Genomic DNA, 26,046 nt, shown 5'->3' on the forward strand with positions numbered 1-26,046 from the left:
ATGGTCACCATCAAGGTCGATAACCTCATCAACTTCGTGTCCGAGGTGTTTTCCCATTCGGAGTCCTCTCCGGAAGAGGCGAAGCGCATCGCGACCTATCTGACGACCGCGAATCTTACAGGTCATGACAGCCACGGCGTGATCCGCGTGCCGGTTTATGTCAGGTGGAAGAAGATGGGCTCGATCGTGCCGAACCAGTCTCCCGAGGTGGTGGTCGACACGCCATCGCTCGCGGTGGTCGACGGCAAGTTCGGCTATGGCCAGACCGTCACGCCGGTTGCGGTCAGACTCGGCATCGAGAAGTGCAAGAAGGCGGGGCTCGCCGCGGTCGCGCTGCGCAACTCCGGTCATCTCGGCCGCGTCGGCGACTGGGCCGAGATGGCCGCCGCCGAAGGTCTTGTTTCAATTCATTTCGTGACCGCGGCCGGCTCGCTGCTGGTTGCGCCTTACGGCGGCGTCGAGAAGCGCCTGTCCACGGCGCCGTATTGCGTCGGCATTCCGCGTCAGGGCCAGGATCCGATCGTGCTCGATTTTGCGACCTCGGTTGTCGCCGAGGGCAAGTGCCTGGTGGCAAGCCGCGGCGGCAAGAAGCTGCCGATCGGCGCGCTCGTCGATGCCGACGGCACGCTGAGCGAGGATCCCCACGTGCTGTATGGGCCGTACACGCCGGACGGACCGCGCGACCACACCAAGGGAACTGGCGCGATCCGCGCCTTCGGCGATCACAAGGGCTCGGGTCTCGCCTTCATCTGCGAACTGCTGGGCGGCGCGCTGACCGGCACCGGCGCGACGTCGTCGGACCGGCGCTTCGCCAACGGCATGATGGCGTTCTACATCGACCCCAAGGTGATCGACACCAGCAATTTCTTCGATGGAGAAATCACCCGCTACACCGATTTCATCCGCGCCACCAAGCCGATCGCGGGCACGGATTCCGTGCTGGTTCCAGGCGATCCGGAGCGGAAAACCCGTGCCGATCGCACCAGGAATGGCATCCCCTTGCCTGACGACACGTGGGCGGCGATAGTGAATACCGCGCGCGAAGTCGGCGTCAGCGAAGTTTCTATCCAGCGGGCGACCAGCTGAAGGCTCGTCCCCCAATAAACCGCAAAGGGAAACGCGATCAATGGCAAACAAGGTCAAGCAAGTCTGGGCATCGGGCAAAGCGGTGGTGAACGCGTGGCTCGCGATCCCCTCGGGATTCTCGGCCGAAGTGATCGCGCAATGCGGCTTCGACAGCGTCACCGTCGACATGCAGCACGGTGTGCAGGATTATCAGTCGATGGTGCAGTGCTTTCAGTCGATGCACGCCCATCCGGTGACGCCGATGGTCCGCGTGCCCTGGAATGAGCCCGGCATCATCGGCAAGGTGCTGGACGGCGGCGCCTATGGCGTGATCTGCCCGATGGTCAACACACCGCAGGAAGCCAGAAACCTCGTCTCCTACGCCAAATATCCGCCGAAGGGCGTGCGCTCCAACGGCCCGATCCGCGCCGGCATGTACGGCTCGGCCGGCACCTATCAGCAGACCGCCAACGACGAGATCGTGCTGCTGCCGATGATGGAGACCAAGACCGCGGTCGAGAACATGGAAGCGATCCTCGATGTCGAAGGCATCGATGGCGTCTATATCGGCCCGTCCGATCTCGGCTTCTCCTACGGCCTGGTGCCGAAGCTCGATCGCGACGAGCCGGAGATCCTCAAGATCTACGAGAAGATCATCAAGGAATGCGGCAAGCGCGGCCTCAATCCGGGCATCCACTGCTCGGGCGCCGAAGGCGCGGTGCGCGCGATCAACATGGGCTTCAAGCTCGTGACGCTGTCGAACGAGGTCGGCCTGATGCAGGTCTACGCCAAGATGCAGGTCAACGCGACCCGCGAGAAGTCCGGCGGCAAGGCGTAAGCTCTGTCCGCGATGTTAGCTCTGCTCCCTCGCCCTGCTTTTGCGGGAAGAGGGTTGGGGTGAGGGGCTCTATCCGGCTAGCACCGTCTTTGTAATTGGCAACGTGCGTCGCCCCTCACCCGAATTGTCGCTGTGCGAGAATTCGACCTCTCCCCGTAAAGGACGGGGAGAGGTGACTAACTCCAAAGGAGAACTCCGATGGCCTCGGCACAAGTGATCCGCCTGCACGCCGACGACAGCGTCCTGATCGCGCGCGCGAGCCTGCCGCCGGGGCTTGAGGTGACTGAGGGCATCACGACGGTCGATCGGATCCCCGCGGGCCACAAGGTCGCGATCAAGCCGATCGCGCAAGGCGAGCCGATCCGGCGCTACGGCCAGATCATCGGCTTTGCGACCCAGCCGATCGCGCCCGGCCAGCACGTACATACGCAGAACTGCGGCATGGGTGATTTCGCCAAGGATTATGCCTATGGCGTCGACGTCAAGCCGGTGCCGAACTTCGATCTGCCGGCGACCTTCGAAGGCATCCGCCGCGCCGACGGCCGCGTCGCGACCCGCAACTATATCGGCATCCTCACCTCGGTGAATTGCAGCGCCCATGTCGCCGGCATCGTGGCCGACATGTTCAAGAAGAATCCGTTCACCGGCGACAATCCGCTCGCCGATTACCCGAGTGTCGACGGCGTCGTCGCGCTGACCCACAAGACCGGCTGCGGCATGACCCAGGACGAGCCCTTGGCGCTGCTCCGCCGCACGCTCGGCGGCTATGCGCGGCACGTCAATTTCTCCAACGTCATTGTGCTCGGCCTCGGCTGCGAGGTGAACCAGATCGGCGGCCTGATGCAGGAGCAGAAGCTCGCCGGTCGTCTGCGCGCGATGGACATCCAGGAGGTCGGCGGCACCCGCAAGACGGTGGAAGCCGGCGTTGCCTTCGTCAAGGAAGCGCTCGCCGACGCCAACAAGGTCAAGCGCGAGGCGGTGCCGGCGAGCGAGCTCACCGTGGCGCTGCAATGCGGCGGCTCGGATGGTTACTCCGGCGTATCCGCCAATCCGGCGCTCGGCGCGGCGAGCGATCTGCTGGTCCGTCACGGCGGCACCGTGATCCTCTCGGAGACGCCCGAGACCTATGGCGCGGAGCATCTGCTGACTCGCCGCGCCGTCAGCCGCGAGGTCGGCGAGAAGCTGGTCGGCCTGATGCGCTGGTGGGAGGAGTACACCCAGCGTGAGGGCGCCGAAATGAACGCCAATCCGAGCCCGGGCAACAAGGCCGGCGGTCTCACCACCATCCTTGAGAAGTCGCTGGGCGCGATGGCCAAGGCCGGCAGCACCAACCTCGTCGACGTCCTCAACTACGCCGAGCCCGTCACCAAGAAGGGCTTTGTGTTCATGGACACGCCGGGCTACGACCCGGTCGCCGCGACCGGGCAGGTCGCCGGCGGCGCCAACCTCGTCTGCTTCACCACCGGCCGCGGCAGCGTGTTCGGCTGCAAGCCGGCGCCGTCGATCAAGCTCGCGACCAACACGCCGATGTACAAGCGGATGGAAGACGACATGGACGTCAATTGCGGCACCATCCTCGACGGCGAGGAGAGCGTGCAGGAATGCGGCCAGCGCATCTTCGACCTCATCCTCAAGACCGCCTCGGGCCAGCCGACCAAGAGCGAGAGCTTTGACTTCGGCGGCGCTGAATTCGCGCCGTGGGTGCTGGGCGCGACGATGTAGTTTAGAGCCACGATCTAGCCTTTCACTCCGCCGTCGTCCCTGCGAAAGCTATGCGAAAGCTGGGACCCATAACCACCGGCCGTAGTGATGTGCGAGGCGTCTGCCATCGTCTTTCATCATTAGGACCACGCGGTCTGGGTCCCTGCTTTCGCATTGCTTTCGCAGGGACGACAAGGAAGTACGTTGGCGAATGAAGCTTCCCGGACTACGCTGCGCTCCATCCGGGCTACGGAGGGGACGGAGGAAGCATGCGCGCGCGTTGGTTGGGAATTGTTGGATGCATTGCATTTCTCGCCGCTTTGAGCCTCGGCGCCGCTTCGGCTGACGCCGCAACCATAGTCGCGCTTGGCGCGAGCAATACCTACGGCAAGGGCGTGGCGCGCAACCAGGCCTATCCCGCGCAGCTCGAAGCGATCTTGCGGGCGAAGGGATTGAGCGTCCGCATCGTGAACGCCGGCATCAACGGCGAGACCACGGAAGGGATGCTGCAACGCCTCGACCGCGCCGTCCCGAACGGGACCCGTGCGGTTATTTTGCAGCCAGGCGGCAATGACCGGCGCAAGGGCAGCCCTGACCGGACCGCGGATATCCAAAGTCGTCTCAGCGCCCGTGGCATCGCGGTGATCATGCTCCCTAACGGGATGCTGGGTGGACTCCCCCATCAGCCCGATGGTGTGCATTTGACCCCCGAGGGCTATCATATGCTCGCCGAGCAGCTTGCTTCGCAGGTATCCGGCGCAATCGGCCGCTAGCAATCGCGTAGCCCGGATGAAGCCAACGGGTCGCGCGAATGCGCGCCCGATGACAGGCTCCGCGCAATCCGGGACTCTTCCTGCGGATGAAGGCCCCGGATTTCGCTTTCGCTCCATCAGGGCTACGGATCGCGCCCTTACCTTGGGCACCCCGTGCCCGTTGTTAGTGCTTGATGTCGACCGGCAGCAGTGTTCTGCTCAAAAAAGCTGCTGGAGCCCTCGGTCCGTGTCGATATCAGTCGCACTGCATCACGTCACGCACTACAAATACGACCGGCCGATCGATCTCGGGCCTCAGACCATTCGGCTTCGGCCCGCGCCGCATACGCGCATGCCGATCACGAGCTATTCGCTCAAGGTCACGCCCGCCAATCACTTCGTGAACTGGCAGCAAGACCCGCAGGGCAACTGGCTGGCGCGCTACGTCTTTCCAGAGAAGACCACCGAGCTCAAGGTCGAGGTCGATTTCACCGCTGACATGACGGTGGTCAATCCGTTCGACTTCTTCGTAGAGCCCTTTGCCAACAGCTTTCCGTTCGAATATCCCGGCGATCTCAAGACCGAGCTCGCGCCCTATCTCGAGACCGATGAGGCCGAGCCGCTGCTCGCGGCTTACCTGAAGGAGATTCCGCGCCAGGCCGACAGCACCGTCAACTTCCTGGTCGAGCTGAACGCGCAGCTGCAAAAGAAGATCAGCTACGTCATCCGCATGGAGGCCGGCATCCAGACGCCGGAGGAGACCTTGGCCGCGGGCTCCGGCTCCTGCCGCGACTCGGCGTGGCTCTTGATCCAGACGCTGCGCCACCTCGGGCTCGCCGCGCGTTTCGTCTCCGGATATCTCATTCAGCTGCGGCCGGACATCGATCCGCTCGAGGGGCCGCGCGAGGTCGAGAGCGATTTCACCGACCTGCACGCCTGGGCCGAGGTCTATCTGCCGGGCGCGGGCTGGATCGGTTTCGACGTCACCTCCGGCATGCTGACGGGCGAGGGCCACATCCCGGTGTGCGCCACGCCACATTATCGCTCGGCCGCGCCGGTGACCGGTACCGCGGGCGTTGCCAATGTCGAGTTCGGCTTCGAGATGAGCGTCAAGCGCATCGGCGAGGCGCCGCGCATCACCAAACCATTCTCCGATGAATCCTGGGCGCGGCTCGACCAGCTCGGCGAGCAGGTCGATGCCGACCTGAGGAAAGACGATGTGCGCCTGACCATGGGCGGCGAGCCGACCTTCGTTTCTGTCGACGATCTGGAATCGCCGGAGTGGAATGTCGCCGCGGTCGGCCCGACCAAGCGCGCGCTCGCCGACGAATTGATCCGCAAGCTGCGCACGCGGTTCGCGCCGGGCGGCCTGCTGCATTACGGCCAGGGCAAATGGTATCCCGGCGAGAGCCTGCCGCGCTGGGCGTTCGGTCTCTACTGGCGCAAGGACGGCAAGCCGATCTGGAAGAATGCCGAGCTGATCGCCGGCATTGAGAATTCGCGCAGGGCCGAGATCGCGGAGGCCCAGCGTTTCGTCAAAGTAACAGCAACCAAGCTTGGTCTCGGCGTCGACTATGCCATGCCGGCTTATGAAGATCCCGCCTTCTGGCTGCAGCGTGAAGCCAGCCTGCCGGCCAATGTCAGCCCGGCGAATTCCAAGCTGACCGATCCGGAAGAGCGCGCCCGGATGGCGCGGGTGTTCGACGAGGGGTTGACCACGCCGAAAGGTTACGTGCTGCCGATCCAGCGCTGGAGCCCGCTCGGTGATCGCGTGCCGGCACGCTGGCGCAGCGAGCGCTGGAAGATCCGGCGTAGCCATCTGTTCCTGTCACCCGGCGACTCGCCGCTGGGCTTGCGGCTTCCGATCGCCTCGCTCGAATATGTGCCGCCGGACGATTATCCCTACGTCGTCGAACGCGATCCGATGGCGACGCGCGACGTGCTTTCCGACGAGCTGCAGCAAGCCTTGAAGGAGATTCCCGAGCCGCTGCCGGTGCGCACCGCGATGTCGATCGAGGTTCGCGACGGCGTGCTGTGCGCCTTCATGCCGCCGGTCGAGAAGGTCGAGGATTATCTCGACCTGATCGCAGCGATCGAAGCCGCGGCCGAAGAGTTGCAGCTGCAGGTGCACGTCGAGGGTTATGCACCGCCCTTCGATCCGCGCATCGAGGTGATCAAGGTGACGCCGGATCCCGGCGTGATCGAGATCAACGTGCAGCCGGCGCAGAGTTGGCGCGAGGCCGTCGACATCACGCTCGGCCTCTATGAGGACTCCGCCAAGACGCGGTTAGGGGCCAACCGTTTCCTGATCGACGGCCGCCACACGGGCACCGGCGGTGGCAACCACATCGTGGTCGGCGGCAGCAGGCCGGAGGATTCACCGTTCCTGCGCCGGCCCGATCTGTTGAAGAGCCTCGTGCTGTACTGGCAGCGGCATCCGTCGCTGTCCTACCTGTTTTCCGGCATGTTCATCGGCCCGACCAGCCAGGCGCCGCGCATCGACGAGGCGCGGCATGACGGGCTCTATGAGCTGGAGATTGCGCTGTCGCACGTGCCGCCGCCGGGCATGGATGCGCCGCTGTGGCTGGTCGATCGCCTGTTCCGGCATATCCTGGTCGACATCACCGGCAACACCCACCGCGCCGAGATCTGCATCGACAAGCTGTATTCGCCCGACGGCCCGACCGGCCGGCTTGGCCTGGTCGAATTCCGCGCGCTCGAAATGCCGCCCGACCCGCGGATGTCGCTGGCGCAGCAACTGTTGATCCGCGCGCTGATCGCAAAGCTGTGGCGTGAGCCGCAGCAGGGCAGGTTCGTGCGCTGGGGCACCGCGCTGCATGACCGGTTCATGCTACCGCATTTCCTCTGGGAGGATTTCCTCGGCGTGCTCGCCGAGCTCAAGCAATCCGGTTACGACGTCGAGCCGGAATGGTACCAGGCACAGCTCGAATTCCGCTTCCCCGCCTTCGGCCGCGTTCATCACGGCGGCGTCGGTCTCGAACTGCGGCAGGCGCTCGAGCCCTGGCATGTGCTGGGCGAGGAGGGCACCTCGGGCGGCACCGTGCGCTACGTCGATTCGTCGGTCGAGCGTCTCCAGGTGAAGGCGACCGGATTCGTCGATGGGCGCCATGTCATCACCTGCAACGGCAGACGGATGCCGATGACCGAGACCGGCCGTGCCGGCGAGGCGGTCGCTGGTGTCCGCTTCAAGGCCTGGCAGCCGGCCTCCGGCCTGCATCCGACCATTCCCGTGCATGCGCCGCTGACGTTTGACCTGATCGACACCTGGAACGGACGCTCGCTCGGCGGCTGCGTCTATCATGTCGCCCATCCCGGCGGCCGCAACTACGAGACCAAGCCGGTCAATTCCTACGAGGCCGAGGCGCGGCGGCTGGCGCGCTTCCAGGAGCACGGCCATACTCCCGGCAAGATCGAGACGCCGCCGGAGGAACGCACAATTGAGTTTCCCTTGACCCTCGACTTGCGGACGCCGCTCCTGCACTAATTGTGTCAAGGGGAAGTGGAATGTCCGCATCGGGTGGCAATAGTCCAGGCAGCAGTCAGGAGAGCAGGGCCCGTCCCGGTCAGCGCCGGATGGCGCAGTGGACCCGCGACTATGTCCGGCTGCCCGGCATTCCCGACGAGTATATTGCAGACAACGGCGCGCCGCGGCCGGTCTGGGCCCGCTTCTTCGACGCCTTTGCCGCGCTGTCGCCGGCCGATATCGAGCGCCGCTTCGCCTCCGCCGATCGCCATCTGCATGAGGCCGGCGTCACCTATCGCGCGCCGGGCGACACTTCCGACCGGATCTGGCCGCTCAGCCATCTGCCGCTGATCATCGACGCGGCGGACTGGCGCCAGCTCGCCGCCGGTGTCGCGCAACGCGCGCAGCTGCTGGAGATGGTGCTGGCCGACCTCTACGGCGAAGGCCGCCTCGTTGCGGACGGCGCCATCCCTGCCGCGGCGATCGCCGGCAGCAGCGAGTATCTGCGCGCGGTCAGCGGCATCAAGCCGCCGGGGGGCCGCTATCTGCATCTCTATGCCGCCGACATCGGCCGCGGGCCTGACGGCCGCTGGTGGGTGCTCGGCGATCGCACGCAGGCACCGTCGGGCGCGGGCTATGCGCTGGAAAACCGCCTGGTGCTGTCGCGCGCCTTTTCCAATCTCTACAAGTCGATGAATGTCGAGCGCGTCGCGCCGTTCTTCGAGGCGTTCCGCGATTCGCTGCGCGCCAGCGCCGATCGCGACGAGCCGCGGATCGGCCTGCTGACGCCCGGCGCGTTCAGCGAGACCTACTTCGAGCACGCCACGCTGGCGCGCTATCTCGGTTTCCTGCTGGTCGAGGGCGACGATCTCGCGGTCTCAGGCGATCGCGTCCACATCCGCACCGTCGCCGGGCTGAAGCGGCTCGACGTGCTGCTGCGCCGGGTCGATTCCAACATGCTCGATCCGCTCGAGCTCGACGCGTCCTCCTATCTCGGCGTGCCCGGGCTTGTCGAGGTTCTGCGCAAGGGCGGCGTCGTGGTCGCCAACATGCCGGGCTCCGGCGTGATGGAGGCGAGGGCGCTGCTCGGCTTCCTGCCCAATCTGTGCCGGCGCCTGCTCTCTGAAGACCTGATGATGCCGCACATCGCGACCTGGTGGTGCGGCCAGAAATCCGCCCGCGAAGAGGTGCTGTCGCGGCTCGACGAGTTCGCGATCGAAGGCGCCTATGGCCGCGGCGTTGCGGATTTTCCCGGCAACGGACCGGTGCTCCCGGGCGAATTGTCGGCAGCGGACCGCGACCGCCTGAAGGATGCCATCAGCCATCGCGGCATCGATTATGTCGGTCAGGAGCTCGTGCGGCTGTCGACCACGCCGGTATGGGAGAACGGTCGCATCGCGCCGCGTCCGTTCGTGTTGCGGGTGTTCGCGGCGGCGACGCCGAGCGGCTGGACTGTGCTGCCCGGCGGCTTCTGCCGGATTGCCGATCGGGCCGATGCGCGCGCGGTGTCGATGGGCGATGGCGCGGTGTCCGCCGATGTCTGGGTGGTCTCCGACAAGGCGGTTGAGACCTCGACCCTGCTGCCGGCGGTCGACACCGTCCGCATCCGCCGCATCGCCGGCGTGCTGCCGAGCCGCGCCGCCGACAATCTGTTCTGGCTCGGCCGCTATCTGGAGCGCGCCGAGGCCACCATCCGGCTGATCCGCGCGCTGTGCACGCCGTTGCGCGATCCTGCGCGCGCGAATTCGAACGGCTCGGCGCCGGCGATGCATTCGGCCGAGCGCATCCAGCGCATGCTGGTCGCCTGGGGCGCGGCCTCGCAGACCGCGCGCGCCAATCTCGCCAAGGTCGCGCTCGAAGCGCTGCAGAGCGAGGAGAAATTCGGCTCGGCGCTGTCGCTGGTGCGATCCGCGCAGCGCACGGCGACCTCGCTCCGCGAGCGGCTGTCGCCGGACGCTTGGCAGGTCATCACCGAGATGGCTGATCGGCTGGCCATCGAGGTTCATGACGATGACGGCGTCGTCAGCGCCGCCGAATTGACCTTGCAGGAGCTCGCAAGCTTCGCCGGCCTCGCGCAGGAAAACATGAACCGCGCCGCCGGCTGGCGTTTCCTCGAGATGGGCCGCCGCGCCGAGCGCGCCGTCAACACCACGCGCTTTGCCCGTCAGTTCGCCTATGACGAAGCCGGTGACGAGGACCTCGACGTTCTGCTCACGCTGGTCGACTGCCAGATCACTTATCGCTCGCGCTATCTGGTGCAGCCGCTGCTCGCACCGGTGCGCGATCTGGCGGTGCTCGACCCCTACAATCCGCGCTCGGTCGCATTCCAGGTCGCGGCGCTGAACGAGCATATTGCCGCGCTGCCGAGCCTGAAGGAGCATGGCCTGATCGAGCGGCCGCAGCGTCTTGCCGTCGCGGTCGAGGCAATGCTCACAACGGCTGAAGCCTCGAGCCTCGACGTCAAGACGCTGTTCGCGCTGGAGCAGGATCTGCTCAACCTCGCCGACGCGATCGGGCTGCATTATTTCCCGCACGGACCGAATGCCAGCCGGCCGGAGAAGCTCACGGGGCTGGCGTGATCTACGACATCCGTCACGTCACGACCTACAGCTACGAGACCCAGGTCAGCTTCGCGCGCTGCTCGCTGCGGCTGGAGCCGGTCACTGGCGATGGGCAGCAGCTGATCTCGCATTCGGTCGAGATCCGTCCGAGGCCCGCGGAACGCACCGCAAGGCGCGACTTCTTCGGCACGCTCACTGAAAGCGTCCTGATCGAGACCGCGCATCGCAGTCTGCGCATCGATGCCCGCTCGCGGGTCTCGGTGGCGCGACAGCCGCCGGCGTGCGACGCCGCCAGTCCGCCCTGGGAGGACGTGCGTGACAACGCGTTCGAGGCATTGAGCCTCGATGCGGCCTCGCCGGTCGGCTACGTCTTTGCCAGCGCACTGGTGCCGGTGCTACGGCCCGTGACGGCCTACGCTTCCGCGAGCTTTTTGCCCGGCGGCGGCATCCTCACCGGGGCGGCCGACCTGATGCGCCGCATCCGCAACGACTTCAAATACGATCCCAAGGCGACCGTGATCTCGACACCGCTTCGCGACGTGTTCGAGAAGCGCCACGGCGTGTGCCAGGACTTTGCCCATGTGATGATCGCGGGGCTGCGCGGCCTCGGCCTGCCCGCGGCCTATGTCAGCGGCTATTTGCGCACCATTCCGCCGCCGGGCCAGCCGCGGCTGCAGGGCGCCGACGCCACCCATGCCTGGGTCTCGGTCTGGTGCGGCAGCGCGCTCGGCTGGGTCGGGTTCGACCCGACCAACGATCTGATGGTCGGGAGCGACCACATCATTCTCGCCATCGGCCGCGACTTCGCCGACGTCTCGCCGGTCGATGGCGTCATCGTCGGCGCGCGCAAGCAAAAGCTCGCCGTTGCGGTTGACGTGCTGCCGGCGGAGTGAGCGAGACGGGCGGGCGGCGCGTTCGACCGCGCCAATGCGGTCGCGATCAGGCGACGTGCCGCTTGCCCGATTTATCCCACCCGATCGGGCTGACGATGACGCGGTCGCGGCCTTCACGCTTGGCTTGATAGAGCGCAAGGTCCGCGGCCTTGAGCAGATCGCGCGACGTGCGCTCGTGGTCCGGGACGAGGCAGGACAATCCGATGCTGACGGTCGGCAACTCAGGCTCGGATTCCCGCGCGGCCGCCAGCTTGGCGCGGATCCGTTCGGCAATTTCCAGGGCGCCCGCCTTGCCGATGCCGGGCAGCAACACCGAAAATTCCTCGCCGCCATAGCGGGCGCCGAGATCAGTTGCACGCTTGGCGCTGCCTGCGATGCACCGTCCCACGGTGGTGAGCACGGCGTCGCCGGCCTGATGCCCGTACGTGTCGTTGTAGATCTTGAAATGATCGACGTCGATCATCAGAAGCGAGACCGGCGCCTTTGCACGCATGCCACGGCGCCATTCGACGTCAAGGGTATCGTCGAGGCGGCGACGATTGGCGAGGCCCGTCAGTGCATCCGTGCTCGCGAGGTGCGCGAGCCGGTCTTCCGCGGCGGCCCGCCGTTTGAGAGCGGCCACCAGGTAGAACATCAGCACGATCGAGAAGCCGCAGAGCGCTGCCACCACGCTGCCGATCAGCCAGAGCTGCTGCCACCAGTCGGCATAGATGCCGTCGAGCGCAAGACCCTCGGCGATGAGCAGGCGATTGTGTCCGACCGCCTGGAAAACATAGAGCCGGCTGACATGATCGACGATCGATTTCGTGATGTAGGAGCCGGATTGTCGTGCCGGAAATTGCTTGAAGACCAGAGAGTCCTTGATGCTTTGCCCGATCTTGCTGATGTCGAACGGGGCGCGCATCAGTATGACGCCATCGCTGTTGAACAGCGCCATGCTGTCGCCGAAGCCGAAATTCAGCTTGCGAAACAGATTGTGGAAATAGCTGAGCCGCATGCTGCCCGCGACCACGCCGGCAAAGGAACCGTCGTCATTGTTGATGCGGCGGCTGAGGCTGATCAGATATTCGCCGTCAGAGGTAATCCACGGAGCGCTGATGAACAGCCCGCCGTCCGCTCGCGTCTGATGTGCCCGGAAGAAGTCTCGATCGGCGAAATTTGCGGCCCGCGGCGTCAACGTCCTGGAATCGAGCGTGACGTCCCCCGCCGCATTCAGCACAAGGATCGAGCCGAGATCCTTGGCCGTGGCGGCGCGGTCGAACAGCACGACTTGGCGAAGCTCCGGGCTGATCTTGCCGAGTTCCTGCAGCTTGACGCCGTCGGCGACCGCCTGGAGCGAGAGGTCGTAGAGGTCGATGTTGCGGTCGATCTCGCTGGCGATGGAGGCGACGAGGTTGGTCGCACCTTGCTTCGCATGCTGATAGTCCTTGCCCGCCATCTCCCAGAGGATGGATGCGCAGATCGCCGAAAAGCAGAGAACGAGGCCGATCCCGAGCGCAAGGAGCCGTTTGGTCGGCACTGCCTTCGGCTTTGGCAAAAGCCCGTTCATTGCTCGGTTCCACTTCCCCGCGCCCTCGCGCAGCGACGCTTTTCTATGGAGGCATCAAATTGAGAAATGCGACCCGAAGCGGAGGCAATTTGTGTCCGTGCGTTGGGAGAGTCTTAACCATCCGGATTGCCGGGGCCCTGTCGCAGGGCCCCGCCAGATCGCCGCTCAGGTTCCGGTCCGCTGCAGGCCGTCGGCCGCGTCGCTGCGCAGGTTGCGGAAGAACTGCTCGACCTCGCGCGACAGCGTCTCGGCAGTTGTGGTCAGATCGTTCGAGGCCGCGAGCACCGATTCCGCCGCCTTGCTGGTTTGGTCCATGTCATCGCGGAGCGAGCCGACATTAGTGACCAGGGTCTCGTTGCCCTGGGCGGCCATCTGGGCATTGGCGGAGATTTCGCGCGTCGCCGCGTCCTGCTGGCCGACCGCGCTCGCGATGTTCGCGGTGACGTTGCTGATCTCGCGCACCGCCTGACCGATCTCGCGCACGGCGGCCACGGAGTTGCGGGTCGAGGCCTGGATCAGGCCCACATTCTCGCTGATCTCGGCGGTTGCCTTCGCGGTCTGGCCGGCCAGCGCCTTGACCTCATGCGCGACGACGGCGAAGCCACGGCCGGCATCGCCGGCGCGGGCGGCTTCGATGGTGGCGTTGAGGGCGAGCAGGTTAGTCTGCTCGGCGATCGCCTGGATCAGGCTCAGCACCCCGTCGATGCGCTGGGTGGTGGCGGCAAGGCCCTCGATCTCGGTGATCGAGCGGTCGGTGCGCGCACCGGCCTGATCGACTGCGCCGGACGACTGCTTGACCTGGCGGCCGATCTCCTCGACCGAGGCGGAGAGTTCTTCGGCTGCGCCCGCCACCGCGGAGACGTTGCTCGAGGCCTGTTCGGTGGCGCCTGCCGCCGCCACCGCGCGGTCGCTGGCGTCCGACGCGACGGTTGCGATGGTCTGCGCGGTTTGACGCATCGTCGCGGCGTTGTCGTGCACCGCGCGGAGCACCTCGCCGATCGTGCCACGGAACGCTTCGACGAAGGTCTCGATATGCCGGCCGCGCGCGTCGCGCGCCTCGGAATCCTGTACGACCTGCGCGTTGAGGCTGCGATTGCGGTCCATCGCCTCCTGGAAGACCTTGATGGCGCGTGCCAGTGCGCCGATCTCGTCGCTGCGCCCGACATGCGGTACTTCGACATGGTCGGTGCCCTCGGCGACGCGCTTGATCGTCATGGTGATCTGCGACAGCGGCCGGGCCACCGAGCGGGCGATGATCAGCACGCCGAGTACCACCACAATCAAGGCCGCGGCGCCGAGGCCGGTCAGCACCAGCGCCATCGTGCGGTTGGTGTCGGTCTCCCGCGCCAGCTTCTTGCTGCGGTCGGCATAGACCTTGGAGAGCGCCTCGAGATCCTTGTTCAGTGCGGTGCGCACGTCGCGGTTGGCGTCGTTGTCGCCCCATTCCCGCCCGGCTGCGGCGCCGATCTCGATGCCGCGGCGTACCAGCTCTTTGCGGAAATCGATGAACTGCTCGATGCGCTTCTTGAACACCGCGAACTGGGCGGCGTCGTCGGCCTGCACCAGCGTTTCCCAGTTCTTGACCACGCCGAGAATGCGTTCGTTGAACGCCAGCAGCCCGTCGCCGTATTTCTTCACCGCTGCCGGATCGGTCGACATGTAGATGCCGCGGGATTCCATCACCACGGCGTAGACCAGTGAATTGACCCGCTCGACATTGAGTGCGGCACGGCTTGCGAGGTCGACGGCCTCGGTCAGCTCGGCATTACGCCGCGCATTGTATTCGGACAGGAAGGTGATGGCCGCGGTCAGCGCCGCAATCAGCGCAAACGTCGAGTACAGCCTGGCAGCAAGCGAGAATCGGGATGCCATTGGAGGCCGGGACATGGAGATGGGGGATGTGACGGGGGCGGGCATTGCGGGGCACTCCAAGAGGCCGGGGAGTACCTTCGGCCGATTAAAGCTTATGCAAAATTTTCATGGACAATTTCTTAACACGCGAGATTTGTGCAGCCGCAACCGTTAAAATCTGTAAATAATCCCAATGCCTTATGGGCCGCTTTGAGTCTGCCGGGTGCTCGCGGCTTGCGGTCGTGCCGAGGCTGCGCCGCCGTTACCGGCAAAGGCGCCAGCACGCGGGGCGAAGCCGATGGCACGCCTTTCGCAAAGAGGTGCTAGATTGCGCTGCCCCAGCCCGCGACGAACCCCTCATGCTCTATCGTCACACCATCGACGCCACCAATTACGCATTCGACGATCTGCGCATCCTGCTTGCCAAGGCCTCGCCGCCGCGTTCAGGCGACCGCCTAGCCGGCATCGCCGCCGACAGCGCGGAGGAGATGATCGCAGCGCGGCTTGCGCTGGCCAATGTTCCGCTCAAACAATTCCTCGATGAGCCTGTCATCCCCTATGAGGCTGACGAAGTCACCCGCCTGATCCTCGACAGCCACGACGTTGCCGGCTTTCTGCCGGTGTCGTCGCTCACCGTCGGCGGATTCCGCGACTGGCTGCTGTCGGATGCCGCCAGCGGGGAAGCGATCAAGAAGATCTCGCGCGGCATCACGCCAGAGATGGTTGCGGCGGTGTCGAAGCTGATGCGCAACCAGGATCTGATCCTGGTCGCGAAGAAATGCGAGGTGACGACCCGCTTCCGCAACACCATCGGGTTGCGCGGGCGAATGAGCACGCGGCTGCAGCCGAACCATCCTTTCGACGACCCCAAGGGCATCACCGCCTCGATTCTCGACGGGCTGCTGCTGGGAGCGGGCGATGCCTGCATCGGCATCAATCCGGCGAGCGACGACCCGAACGTCATCGGCACCCTGCTGCGGCTCCTGGACGACATCATCACGCGATTCGAGATTCCGACGCAGGGCTGCGTGCTGACCCATGTCACGACCACGCTCGGACTGATCGGGCAGGGGCTGCCGGTCGATCTCGTGTTCCAGTCGATCGCCGGCACCGAGGCGGCCAATCGCAGTTTCGGCGTCGACCTCTCGCTGCTGCGGGAAGCCCGGGAAGCGGGGCTGTCGCTGCGCCGCGGCACGGTCGGTGACAATGTGATGTATTTCGAGACCGGGCAGGGCTCAGCGCTGTCCGCCAATGCCCATCACCAGGTCGACCAGCAGACCTGCGAGGCGCGGGCCTATGCGGTGGCGCGTGCGTTCGATCCACTGCTCGTCAACAGCGTGGTCGGCTTCATCGGTCCTGAGTACCTCTATGACGGCAAGGAAATCATCCGCGCCGGGCTCGAGGACCACTTCTGCGGCAAGCTGCTCGGCCTGCCGCTCGGGATCGACGTCTGCTACACCAACCACGCCGAGGCGGATCAGGACGACATGGACAATCTCCTGACGCTGCTCGCGGCCGCCGGCGTGAACTTCATCATGGGCGTGCCGGGCGCGGATGACGTCATGCTGAACTATCAGTCGACATCGTTTCACGATGCGCTCTATGTCCGCGACTTGTTCGGCTTGAAGCGGGCTCCCGAATTCGACGACTGGCTCGCGCGCGTCGGCCTTGCCGGGCAGGACTTCCGCCTCGTGGCCGGTGCGGAGCGGCTGCCCGACCTCGCAACCAGGCTGCTGACCTGAGGGGGATAGCGAAATTCTGCAGAGCAACTATCTCGTCGTTATGACGTTAAGTAGTGCCACAATGTTGAAGAATTTCTGGCCCAGCGTTCCGCGCCGTGGTTAGATTTGCCGGTGCTTCGGGGTCGCTTGATGAGAGCTGAGGGCATAGAGACAGTACGACGTATCCTCTGCGTTTTTCCGCGCTATACGTCGTCGTTTGGGACCTTCGAGCACGCCTACCCCCTCACTGACGGCGTCAGGGCGTTCATGCCGCCGCAGGGCCTGCTGCTGATCGCCGCATACCTTCCCGAGAACTGGCCGGTCCGTTTCGTCGACGAGAATCTGCGTCCGGCGACGACGGAGGATTTCGAGTGGGCGGATGCCGTGTTCGTCAGCGGTATGCATATCCAGCGCCAGCAGATGAACGACATCTGCCATCGCGCGCATGACCATGACCTGGTGGTCGCGATCGGCGGCCCGTCGGTCAGTGCTTGCCCGGACTACTATCCCTCATTCGACTACCTCCACGTCGGCGAGCTCGGCGATGCGACCAATGAGCTGATCAAGCGTCTGGCTGATGATACCAGCCGTCCCGACGAGCAGGTGGTGCTTAAAACCATCGACCGGCTGCCGATGACGGAATTCCCGCTGCCGGCCTATGAGCTCGCCGAAACCAAGAAGTATTTCCTCGGCAGCATCCAGTTCTCCTCGGGCTGCCCCTATCAGTGCGAGTTCTGCGACATCCCCGGGCTCTATGGCCGCAATCCGCGCCTGAAGTCGCCCCAGCAGATCATCGCCGAGCTCGACAAGCTGCGCGCCTGTGGTGCCACCGACACCGTGTATTTCGTCGACGACAATTTCATCGGTAACCGTAAGGCCGCGAGCGAGCTGTTGCCGCACCTGATCGAGTGGCAGAAGCGGACCGGATATGTCACGCGCCTCGCTTGCGAGGCGACGCTCAACATCGCCAAGCGTCCCGAGATCCTGGAGAAGATGCGCGAAGCCTACTTCGTGACGATCTTCGTCGGCATCGAGACGCCCGATCCCGACGCGCTGAAGGCCATGCACAAGGATCAGAACATGATGGTTCCGATCCTCGAGGGCGTGCGCACCATCAACTCGTTCGGCATGGAGGTCGTCTCCGGCATCATCATGGGGCTCGATACCGACAAGCCCCAGACCGGCGACGCGTTGCTCTCCTTTGTCGAGGAGTCGCGGATTCCGCTGCTCACCATCAACCTGCTGCAGGCGCTGCCGAAGACGCCATTGTGGGATCGGCTCGAAAAAGCCGGGCGGCTGATCGATGACGAGGGCCGCGACTCCAATGTCGAGTTCCTGCTGCCCTACGAGGACGTGGTCAGTTCCTGGCGCAAATGCATGGAAGTTGCCTACGAGCCGAAGAAGCTGTTCGCGCGCTATTTGCATCAATGCAACTACACCTATGCCAATCGCATCAAGGTGCCGGTTAGCCCGGAGATGAAGAGCTGGGCCAACATCCGGCGCGGCCTGATCATGCTCCGCAACATCTTCTGGAAGGTCGGCGTGCTCGGCGACTACAAGCGCGTGTTCTGGAAGTTTGCGCTTGGCCGGCTCAAGCGCGGCGACATCGAGGGATTGATCTCGGCGACGTTGGTTGCGCATCATTTGATCACCTTTGCGCGTGCAGCCTCCAGCGGCCGGCAGAACGCCTCGAACTACTCGATTCGGCTGCGCGAGGCTTCCGTCCCCGCCGAATAACAGCATGACGACACCGCCGGCGCCCACGTCCCCTTCGCTTGCCGATCTGCGCGAGCTCACGCCGGCGCGCGTCGGCCTTGGCCGGTCCGGGGCCAGCCTGCCGACCGATGCGCTGCTGTCGTTCACGCTCGACCATGCCCGCGCCCGCGACGCCGTCCACGCCGCCTTCGATGTCAGCGGGATCGCGGCCGGTCTTGCCGGCCTCGGCATCACGCCGCTTGAGGTGTCGAGCCAGGCGCACAGCCGGCGCGACTATCTGCGGCGGCCCGATCTCGGGCGCATGCTGGATTCTGCGTCGCGGCGGTCGCTGGAGAACTGTGGCATCACCGCATGCCCCTGCGCCATCGTGATCGGCGACGGCCTGTCGCCGACGGCGGTCAATGTGCATGCCGTCGAATTGATCCGGCATCTCGTGCCGCGCCTTGCGGCCGACAAGATCGAGGCCGGCGCGGTGATCGCAGCGTCCGGGGCGCGGGTCGCGCTCGGTGACGAGATCGGCGCCATCGTCGGCGCGCGCATGCTGGTGATGCTGATCGGCGAACGGCCGGGCCTGTCCGCTCCCGACAGCCTCGGCGCCTATCTCACCTTCGCGCCGCGAATCGGTCTCACCGACGCCGACCGCAACTGCATCTCCAACATCCACCATGCCGGGCTGAGCTATGCGGAGGCCGCATTCAGGATTTCGTGGCTTGTGCGCGAGGGCCTGGCACGCCAGATCACAGGGGTCGCCTTGAAAGATGAAAGCGGCGGTGGATCGTCGAGGAATGCGCTACCAGGGTGTGACAAATCAGATACTTAATGGCGGGGATCGGCGGTTCCCTGTCGATTTGCCTCGCCCCTCGCGCTTGCGAGCAAAGGGTCGGGCAGGTAAAACCGGCGCCGGTCAATATTCGCGTGTTTTCAAGGACTAGCGCCGATCAGTTGCGCTCACCCGCCTCATTCGCGCCCCTAGACCCAAGCTAGACAGATTGAGCCGTTTTCAGAACTGGACAGGGCATGCTCGAAAAGAATTCCGAAAGTCAGGTCCACGTCGAGAAGATCGAAGAGCCGCGGTCGGGCCTCAGCATCGCGTTCGGGATCGAGCGTCTCGGCCTGATCCCGATGCGGGCGCCGATCCTGTCCTGCATCGTCCTCGTTCTGTTGCTGATCGGCGCCGTGTTCGGCGTGCACCGGATCAAGATCGACGACTCGCTGTCGCAGCTGTTCCGTTCCGAATCCAAGGACTACAAGCAGTATGAGGCGGTGACCAAGCGCTTCCCGGCGACCGAGTTCGACGTGCTCGTCGTGGTCGAAGGCAAGACGCTGCTCGAGCGCGACAATCTCGGCAAGCTGCGTGACATGGTCACGGATCTGCAACTCGTCGAGGGCGTGCGCGGCCTGGTGTCGCTGTTCTCCGCGCGCCAGGCGCCGGAGCGAGGCAAGCTGCCGGCGGCGTTGTTCCCGAACGAGCTGCCCGAGGGCGTGGCCTACGACAAATTCGTCGAGACCGTCAAAAGCAACGAGATCATCCGCGGCAAGCTGCTGTCGGAGGACGGAACGCTCGCGCTGATCGTGCTATCGCTCGAGCCCGAGGTGGTCGGCAGCAACAAGCTCAGCAAGGTGGTCGGCGACATCAGGAAGATTATGGCCGACGACCTCGGCGGCAGCGGGCTCAATGCGCAATTGTCCGGTGTGCCGGTCATGCAGCTCGAGATCCGCAACGCGGTCGAGCGCGACGGCCTGACCTACAACATCCTCGGCATTCTCGCCGGCTGCATCATCGCGATCATCTTCTTCCGCAAGATATCCTTCATGGTGGCGGCGGCATTCCCGCCGATGATTGCGATCCTGCTCGCGCTCGGCGGCCTCGGCTGGGCCAATTTCAATCTCAACATGTTCCTCAACGTGATGACGCCGCTCATCATGGTGATCAGCTTCTCCGACTCGATGCAGCTGACATTCGCGGCGCGCGACCGGCTGATCGCCGGGCAGGACAAGTTCACCGCGTTCAAGAATGCGGTGCTGGTGGTCGGCCCGGCCTGCGTGCTGACGCACGGCACGGCCGGAATTTCCTTCATCGCGCTGCAGTTTTCGGATTCCGACCTGATCCGCAAGTTCGGCGAGGCCGGGCTTGCGGCGACCATCATCGCGCTGATCGCGGTGCTGTCGCTGGTGCCGGTGTTCGGCGTCCTGTTCGTGCGCAACGAGAAGATCTTTGCGGTCAAGTTCCAGAGCGCGGATGCCGGCGTACAGGCGCTGCGCAATTTCTGCTACTGGATCGCGGTGCGCATGGTCGGCCGTCCCGGGCTGTTCAGCCTGCTTGCGCTGATCGTGGTCGGCGGCCTCGGCATCATCTACGCCAATCTCGAGCCGCGCTACCGGCTCGCCGATCAGGTGCCGGACAAGCGGCAGGCGGTGGCGGCGTCGAGCCGGCTCGACGCCAAGCTGACCGGCGCCAATCCGGTCGATGTGCTGATCGAATTCCCCAAGGGGCAATCGCTGTACTCGCCGGAGACCTTGAAGACGATTGCCGATGTCCATGCAATGGTCGAGGACTCTGCCGGCGTCGGCAACGTCTGGTCGCTGGAGACCTTGCGGCGCTGGCTCGCCGAAAAGGCCGGCAGCAATGATGTCGCGACGCTGAAGGAATATGTCGACCTGATCCCCGAACACCTGGTGCGCCGGTTCATCGACAAGAATCAGGATGCTGTCGTGGTGTCGGGCCGCGTCCCGGATGTGGACTCGAGCCAGTTGCTTCCGGTGGTGAACAAACTCGATCATTCGCTGGACAAGGTGCGCGCCGAGCATCCCGGCTACGAGATCGCGGTCACGGGTCTGTCGGTGATTGCCGCACGCAACAGCGCCAGCATGATCGAAAAGCTCAACCACGGCCTCACCATCGAATTCCTGCTGGTCGCGATCTTCATCGGGCTCGCATTCCGCTCGATCGTGGTGATGTTCTCCTGCATCCTGCCGGGCATCTTCCCGGTGGTGCTGTCGGGCACGGTGCTGTGGCTGCTCGGGGAGGGGCTGCAATTCGCCAGCGTCGTGGCACTTACCGTCTCGTTCGGCCTCGGCCTCAGCGCCACCATCCACTTCCTCAATCGCCTGCGGCTCGAGACCAAGCCGGGTGTCACGCCGGAACTTGCGGTGGAGCGCGCCACCGTCCTGGTCGGTCCTGCGCTGATCCTGACCACGGTGGTGCTGGCCTGCGGTCTCGTCGTCACCGTGTTCTCCGACCTGCCGTCGCTGCGCCTGTTCGGCTGGCTCAGCGCGTTCTCGATGGTCGCAGCCCTGGTCGCGGACCTCTTCATCCTGCGGCCGACCTCGATGTTCCTGATCAACCTGTCGCAAAAGCTCCGCGGCAGGGGCGGCCAGCCCGCGCCGATCGAAAAGGCCTGATCGACGAGCGATCAAAAAGCTGCAGCAAAAAGGCCCGGTTCCGAAGCGTTCGGAACCGGGCCTTTGTGTCTTGTGGGCGCAATCGGCCGGGAGCGTCAGCTCTTCGTCATCGTGATCGAGACGCCGCGGATCTCGCCCTTGGAGTCGATCTGCACGACCTGCTTGGAGCCGTTGGTCTGCAGGTTCAGGTTCGCGGCAAAGCCGGACGCCTCGACGAACACGTCGATCCGCCCGCCGCCCGCGGTGCCCTGCAGATTGCCGAAGATGTTGCGGCTCGCCTCGCTCCAGTTGCCGGAGATCCGGTCGCCCTGGCTGGTGACGTCGCTGGAGAGGTCGAACTTGTAGCTGTCGCTGGCGCAATGCAGGGACTGTTTCAGGCTCATGCCCGAGGGTGCGACCTTGTAATCCGCCTTGCAACGAATCCGTTCAGTCGTGCCGTTGGACAGCGCCACCGTGCCCGTTCCGGTCCACGAGCCGGCAAAACCGGCAAACGGCCCGCTGGCCTGGGCGTGGACGGCGGAGGCAGAGAGCATCAGTGCGGCGCCGACGCCCACAGCCCTGAGAGCCTGACCATAAAGGCTGGAACCAAACCGTTTCATTGTGAATTTTCCCATCAAAATCAACGCTTCCTACGCAAGAAAGCGTCTCGCCGCATCGAAGGTTTAGTGTCACCGAAGAATGTTAGGTTCAAACGACAGAAACGGCGCGCGGCGCCCATATTGTCATCGAACAGAATCAGAAACCGTCGGCTTCGTGACGGCATGTAGCTTTGCGCAACTGCTATCCGCAATAGCCGAACGCGACAAAGTGATGGCACGAATCGTCATTGCGAATCAATAACTTATGTAGGGGTTTACAGCGCCGCAAATTTAGCCGCATTTAGCGGTGCTTGTCGTCAATCCGTTGCCGCGTTACGTGGCGTCTGCAAATCCCCAAAATCCGTCCCGGCCATGCCGAAGCGCTTTTCGGGAACAGATTTTCTGCTGTCGGAAATGAAGGAATACGATGCGTAAATTTCTCTTGGCTCTTGCCCTGTTGTCGATCCCGCTCTCCTCCAGCGCCTTCGCCCAGCAGCAGACGCGCGGGACACCCGATGAGCAGAAGGCCTGCACGCGCGACGTGCAGCGTCACTGCCGCGCCGTGATCGATCAGGGCGATTTCACCATTCTCGCCTGCCTGCAGCAGAACCGCAGCAAGATCAGCTCCGCCTGCGACCAGGTGCTGAAGACCCACGGCCAGTAAGGCCGGTTCGGGCCCCATGGATCGCCGCAAAGCCCGTGCTCGGCATGTGTGCCGGCCACGGGCTTCGTATGCTGGCGGTCACGGACAGCATTGGTTTTGGTGGCGTATTCCCCTATATGGGGCTCGCAAATCCCCCGCATGCGCTGACCTTTCGCGCCTGCGTCGTGCCATGACCAGTGTAGCCCAAATTTCCCATGACCACCGCGAGCGACCTGCGATCCGGAAAGACCCACCGCGACGAGAATTTCCCGGTCGCGTCGTGGATCATTCATCCGCGGCATCGTGCCCTGATCCTGGCCTTCTATAATTTCGTCCGCACCGCCGACGATATCGCCGATCACGCCACGCTGCCCGCCGAGGAGAAGCTGCGCTACCTCGACCTCATGGAGGCCGAGCTGCTTGGCAATGGCGACACCCAGAAGGAAGCGGTCAATCTGCGCCGCGCGTTCGCCGAGCGCAGCATGCCGCCGCGGCACGCGCTCGACGTGCTGGTGGCGTTCCGCCTCGACGTCACCAAGCTGCGTTACGAGAACTGGGACGATGTGATCGATTATTGCCGGTACTCGGCAATGCCGGTCGGGCGGTTCATGCTCGACGTGCACGGCGAGGATACCTCGACCTGGGCGGCGTCGGACGCGCTCTGCGTCGGGCTGCAGATCAACAACCATCTGCAGGACTGCGGCAAGGACTACCGCAACCTGAACCGTGTCTATTTGCCGCGCGATGCCCTGGCCGCCGCGGGCGCGACCGTCGAGATGCTCGGCGAGGCGAAATCGCAGCCGGCCCTGCTCAAATGCCTGCAGGCGCTCGCCGTGCGCACCGAGGCGCTGCTCGACCAGAGCAAGTCGCTCGCCGCCGAGGTGAAGGATTTCAGGCTGGGGCTCGAGATCTCCGTGATCCAGGCGTTCGCCGACAAGATCGTCAACATGCTGAAGGTGCGCGATCCGCTCAGCGAGCGCGTGCATCTGAGCCCGCTCGAACTGCTGCTGCAGAGCCTTGGCGGCGTGGCCGGCGAGACGGCGCGGCGTGCGACCGGACGGCGTGCGGTCTCCAAATCGGCGGCTGGCGCATGAGCGTGGAGGCGGCGGCCAACGCAAATTACGGAAGCACCGCGTCGGGCAGCTCGTTCTACGCCGCGATGCGCATTCTGCCGCGCGCGCAGCGCGAGGCGATGTTCCAGATCTACAGCTTCTGCCGGCAGGTCGACGACATCGCCGATTCCGACGGCCCGCGGCCGGAGCGGCTGGCCGCGCTGCAGCAGTGGCGCGACGATATCGACGCGCTCTATGCGGGGCATCCGCCGGAGCGGCTGAAGGACTATGTCGCCTCGGTGAAGACCTTCGGCCTGAAGCGCGAGGATTTTGTCGCGATCGTCGACGGCATGGAGATGGACGTGCCGCAGGACATCCGCGCGCCGGATCTCGCGACGCTCGATTTGTATTGCGATCGCGTCGCGAGCGCGGTCGGCCGGCTGTCGGTGCGCGTGTTCGGCCTGCCCGAGGACGACGGCATCCAGCTCGCCTATCACCTCGGCCGCGCGCTGCAGCTCACCAACATCCTGCGCGACATCGACGAGGATGCCGGCCTCGGCCGGCTCTATCTGCCGCGCGAATGGCTCTGGCACGCCGGCATCACCAATAACGATCCGGCCCGCGTCACCGCCGACCGCGCGCTGCCGAAGGTGTGCGCGCCGCTGGCCGAGCGGGCCAAGATGCATTTCCAGAAATCCGACGAGATCATGAAGCGCAATTCGCGCCGCGCCGTGCGCGCGCCGCGGATCATGTCGAAATACTACCGCGCGATTCTCGATCTTCTGATCGCGCGCGGCTTCACCGCGCCGCGCGCGCCGGTACGTGTGTCCAAGGCCGCCAAGATCGGCATCCTTCTTCGTTACGCGATCATCTGATGCAAAAGACCGTTCATATCATCGGCGCCGGCATTTCCGGCCTCTCCGCGGCCGTGCGCCTCGCCAATGGCGGCTACAAGGTGTTTGTCCATGAGGCGACGCAGCAGGCCGGCGGCCGCTGCCGCTCCTATTTCGACGCCGCCACCAGTCTCACCATCGACAATGGCAACCATCTGTTGCTGTCGGGGAATCGCCATGCGCTGAGCTACGCGCGCTCGATCGGCACCGAGGCCGGCCTCGTCGGGCCCCCGCGCGCGCAGTTTCCGTTCGTCGATCTTGCCAGCGGCCGGCGCTGGCAGCTCGACCTCGGCGATTCCCGCCTGCCGCTGTGGGTGTTCGACGAGGCGCGCCGCGTTCCGGATACGACCCTGCGCGACTATCTCGCCTTGGCACCGCTGGCCTGGGCCGGCACCGGTGCGCTGGTCGGCAACACCATTCCCTGCAAGGGCACGCTGTATGACTGCCTGGTGCAGCCGCTGCTGCTCGCCGCATTGAACGTCGATCCGCCGGAGGGCTCGGCCGGGCTCGCGGGCGCCATCGTGCGCGAGACGCTGCTCGCGGGCGGGCAGGCCTGCCGTCCGTTGATCGCGCGCGACGGCCTGAGCTCGGTCCTGATCGAGCCGGCCGTGAAGCTGCTGCAGGAGGGCGGCCACAGCGTCCAGTTCAGTCACGAATTGCGTGCGCTCGGCATGTCGGGTGATCGCATCAGTGAGCTCGATTTTGGCAATGGCGACAAGGTCGCGCTGGGAGCCGACGACGCCGTCGTGCTTGCGGTGCCGCCGCGGGCCGCGGCCGCGCTGCTGCCCAGCCTGAAAACCCCGACCAAATTCCGCGCCATCGTGAACGCGCATTTCCGCGTCGATCCGCCGCGCGACGCTGCGCCCATTCTCGGCGTGGTCGGCGGCCTCGTGGAGTGGCTGTTCGCGTTCCCGCAACGGCTGTCGGTGACGATCAGCAACGGCGACCGCCTAGTCGATATGCCGCGCGAGGAGCTCGCGCTGGCGATCTGGCAGGACATCTGCGAGGCCTCGGGCGTTTCCGGCGACCTGCCGCCCTGGCAGATCGTGCGTGAGCGCCGTGCCACATTTGAGGCGACGCCGGAACAGAATGCCCTGCGTCCGGGGCCCGCGACGGCGCAAAAAAACCTGTTCCTTGCCGGCGACTGGACTGCTACCGGGTTGCCGGCAACCATCGAGGGATCGGTGCGATCGGGGGATCGCGCCGCCGATCTGGTTCTGGCCAGACGTTAGATTCGACCTGTTGGCGCGTTTTCGAGCGAAGTGGCTACCGGTTCGCGTGAAGAAAACGCGACCAAACAGAAGGACAAGAACGTGATCCGAAGCAATCGGATCATGCTCTGGAGCG

General features: G+C 65.0%; 18 protein-coding genes. 15 read left to right on the forward strand and 3 right to left on the reverse strand.

The features are described 5' to 3' along the window. From ACZBJS_RS05095 to ACZBJS_RS05125, 7 genes are all read left to right on the forward strand, one after another. A complete protein-coding gene (locus tag ACZBJS_RS05095; RefSeq protein ID WP_057015713.1) occupies window positions 1–1,086 on the forward strand; it encodes a malate/lactate/ureidoglycolate dehydrogenase in 1,086 nt (361 codons plus the stop codon). A 40-nt stretch (window positions 1,087–1,126) separates the two neighbouring features. Further along, the gene (locus ACZBJS_RS05100) at window positions 1,127–1,903 is read left to right on the forward strand and encodes an HpcH/HpaI aldolase family protein (RefSeq protein WP_229189433.1); all 777 of its coding nucleotides are present in this window, start codon (window positions 1,127–1,129) and stop codon (window positions 1,901–1,903) included. 198 nt (window positions 1,904–2,101) lie between these two features. Beyond that, window positions 2,102–3,625 carry a UxaA family hydrolase gene (locus ACZBJS_RS05105; RefSeq protein WP_316394708.1) on the forward strand — a complete coding sequence of 508 codons (1,524 nt, stop codon included), beginning with the start codon at window positions 2,102–2,104 and terminating at the stop codon, window positions 3,623–3,625. Window positions 3,626–3,873: 248 nt separating this feature from the next. Further along, window positions 3,874–4,377, forward strand: coding sequence for a GDSL-type esterase/lipase family protein (locus ACZBJS_RS05110; RefSeq protein WP_316394705.1), 504 nt, complete (start codon window positions 3,874–3,876; stop codon window positions 4,375–4,377). Between the two features lie 226 nt (window positions 4,378–4,603). Further along, window positions 4,604–7,861, forward strand: a complete 3,258-nt coding sequence (locus ACZBJS_RS05115) for a transglutaminase family protein (RefSeq protein WP_316394703.1) — start codon at window positions 4,604–4,606, stop codon at window positions 7,859–7,861. A 20-nt stretch (window positions 7,862–7,881) separates the two neighbouring features. After that, the gene (locus ACZBJS_RS05120; RefSeq protein WP_253587413.1) at window positions 7,882–10,419 is read left to right on the forward strand and encodes a circularly permuted type 2 ATP-grasp protein; all 2,538 of its coding nucleotides are present in this window, start codon (window positions 7,882–7,884) and stop codon (window positions 10,417–10,419) included. Continuing rightward, window positions 10,416–11,294 carry a transglutaminase family protein gene (locus ACZBJS_RS05125; protein WP_463438466.1) on the forward strand — a complete coding sequence of 293 codons (879 nt, stop codon included), beginning with the start codon at window positions 10,416–10,418 and terminating at the stop codon, window positions 11,292–11,294. Before ACZBJS_RS05120 ends, ACZBJS_RS05125 begins: the two co-directional genes overlap by 4 nt. Before the next feature lie 46 nt (window positions 11,295–11,340). Here ACZBJS_RS05125 and ACZBJS_RS05130 read toward each other — a convergent pair whose 3' ends face one another. Further along, window positions 11,341–12,843: a sensor domain-containing diguanylate cyclase gene (locus tag ACZBJS_RS05130; protein ID WP_229189439.1), complete on the reverse strand. Its 1,503-nt coding sequence runs from the start codon at window positions 12,841–12,843 to the stop codon at window positions 11,341–11,343. A 165-nt stretch (window positions 12,844–13,008) separates the two neighbouring features. Beyond that, window positions 13,009–14,715 carry a methyl-accepting chemotaxis protein gene (locus tag ACZBJS_RS05135; RefSeq protein ID WP_141339491.1) on the reverse strand — a complete coding sequence of 569 codons (1,707 nt, stop codon included), beginning with the start codon at window positions 14,713–14,715 and terminating at the stop codon, window positions 13,009–13,011. 338 nt (window positions 14,716–15,053) lie between these two features. Here ACZBJS_RS05135 and ACZBJS_RS05140 point away from each other — a divergent pair, with 338 nt between their 5' ends. The 4 genes from ACZBJS_RS05140 (at window position 15,054) to ACZBJS_RS05155 (ending at window position 21,533) form a co-directional block, all read left to right on the forward strand. Next, window positions 15,054–16,436: an ethanolamine ammonia-lyase subunit EutB gene (locus tag ACZBJS_RS05140; RefSeq protein ID WP_316394692.1), complete on the forward strand. Its 1,383-nt coding sequence runs from the start codon at window positions 15,054–15,056 to the stop codon at window positions 16,434–16,436. A 129-nt stretch (window positions 16,437–16,565) separates the two neighbouring features. Next, a complete protein-coding gene (locus ACZBJS_RS05145) occupies window positions 16,566–18,152 on the forward strand; it encodes a B12-binding domain-containing radical SAM protein (RefSeq protein WP_316394691.1) in 1,587 nt (528 codons plus the stop codon). A gap of 4 nt (window positions 18,153–18,156) precedes the next feature. Beyond that, the gene (gene eutC, locus ACZBJS_RS05150) at window positions 18,157–18,951 is read left to right on the forward strand and encodes an ethanolamine ammonia-lyase subunit EutC (protein WP_316394689.1); all 795 of its coding nucleotides are present in this window, start codon (window positions 18,157–18,159) and stop codon (window positions 18,949–18,951) included. A gap of 197 nt (window positions 18,952–19,148) precedes the next feature. Then, window positions 19,149–21,533, forward strand: a complete 2,385-nt coding sequence (locus ACZBJS_RS05155) for an efflux RND transporter permease subunit (protein ID WP_316394687.1) — start codon at window positions 19,149–19,151, stop codon at window positions 21,531–21,533. 95 nt (window positions 21,534–21,628) lie between these two features. Here ACZBJS_RS05155 and ACZBJS_RS05160 read toward each other — a convergent pair whose 3' ends face one another. Further along, window positions 21,629–22,132, reverse strand: coding sequence for a hypothetical protein (locus ACZBJS_RS05160; RefSeq protein WP_028331723.1), 504 nt, complete (start codon window positions 22,130–22,132; stop codon window positions 21,629–21,631). A gap of 406 nt (window positions 22,133–22,538) precedes the next feature. Between ACZBJS_RS05160 and ACZBJS_RS05165 the strand changes: the two genes are divergently transcribed. The 4 genes from ACZBJS_RS05165 (at window position 22,539) to hpnE (ending at window position 25,931) form a co-directional block, all read left to right on the forward strand. After that, window positions 22,539–22,775: a hypothetical protein gene (locus tag ACZBJS_RS05165; protein ID WP_057015701.1), complete on the forward strand. Its 237-nt coding sequence runs from the start codon at window positions 22,539–22,541 to the stop codon at window positions 22,773–22,775. 194 nt (window positions 22,776–22,969) lie between these two features. Beyond that, window positions 22,970–23,848 (forward strand): squalene synthase HpnC, encoded by an 879-nt coding sequence (hpnC, locus tag ACZBJS_RS05170; RefSeq protein WP_316394682.1) that lies wholly within the window; start codon window positions 22,970–22,972, stop codon window positions 23,846–23,848. Further along, complete coding sequence (hpnD, locus tag ACZBJS_RS05175) at window positions 23,845–24,681, forward strand: presqualene diphosphate synthase HpnD (RefSeq protein WP_076833035.1); 837 nt, start codon at window positions 23,845–23,847, stop codon at window positions 24,679–24,681. Before hpnC ends, hpnD begins: the two co-directional genes overlap by 4 nt. Continuing rightward, window positions 24,681–25,931 (forward strand): hydroxysqualene dehydroxylase HpnE, encoded by a 1,251-nt coding sequence (hpnE, locus tag ACZBJS_RS05180; protein ID WP_463438467.1) that lies wholly within the window; start codon window positions 24,681–24,683, stop codon window positions 25,929–25,931. The genes hpnD and hpnE overlap by 1 nt, the downstream gene beginning before the upstream one ends. The last annotated feature ends 115 nt before the right edge of the window (window positions 25,932–26,046 follow it).

This window comes from Bradyrhizobium sp. KZN70725, from assembly GCF_055264925.1.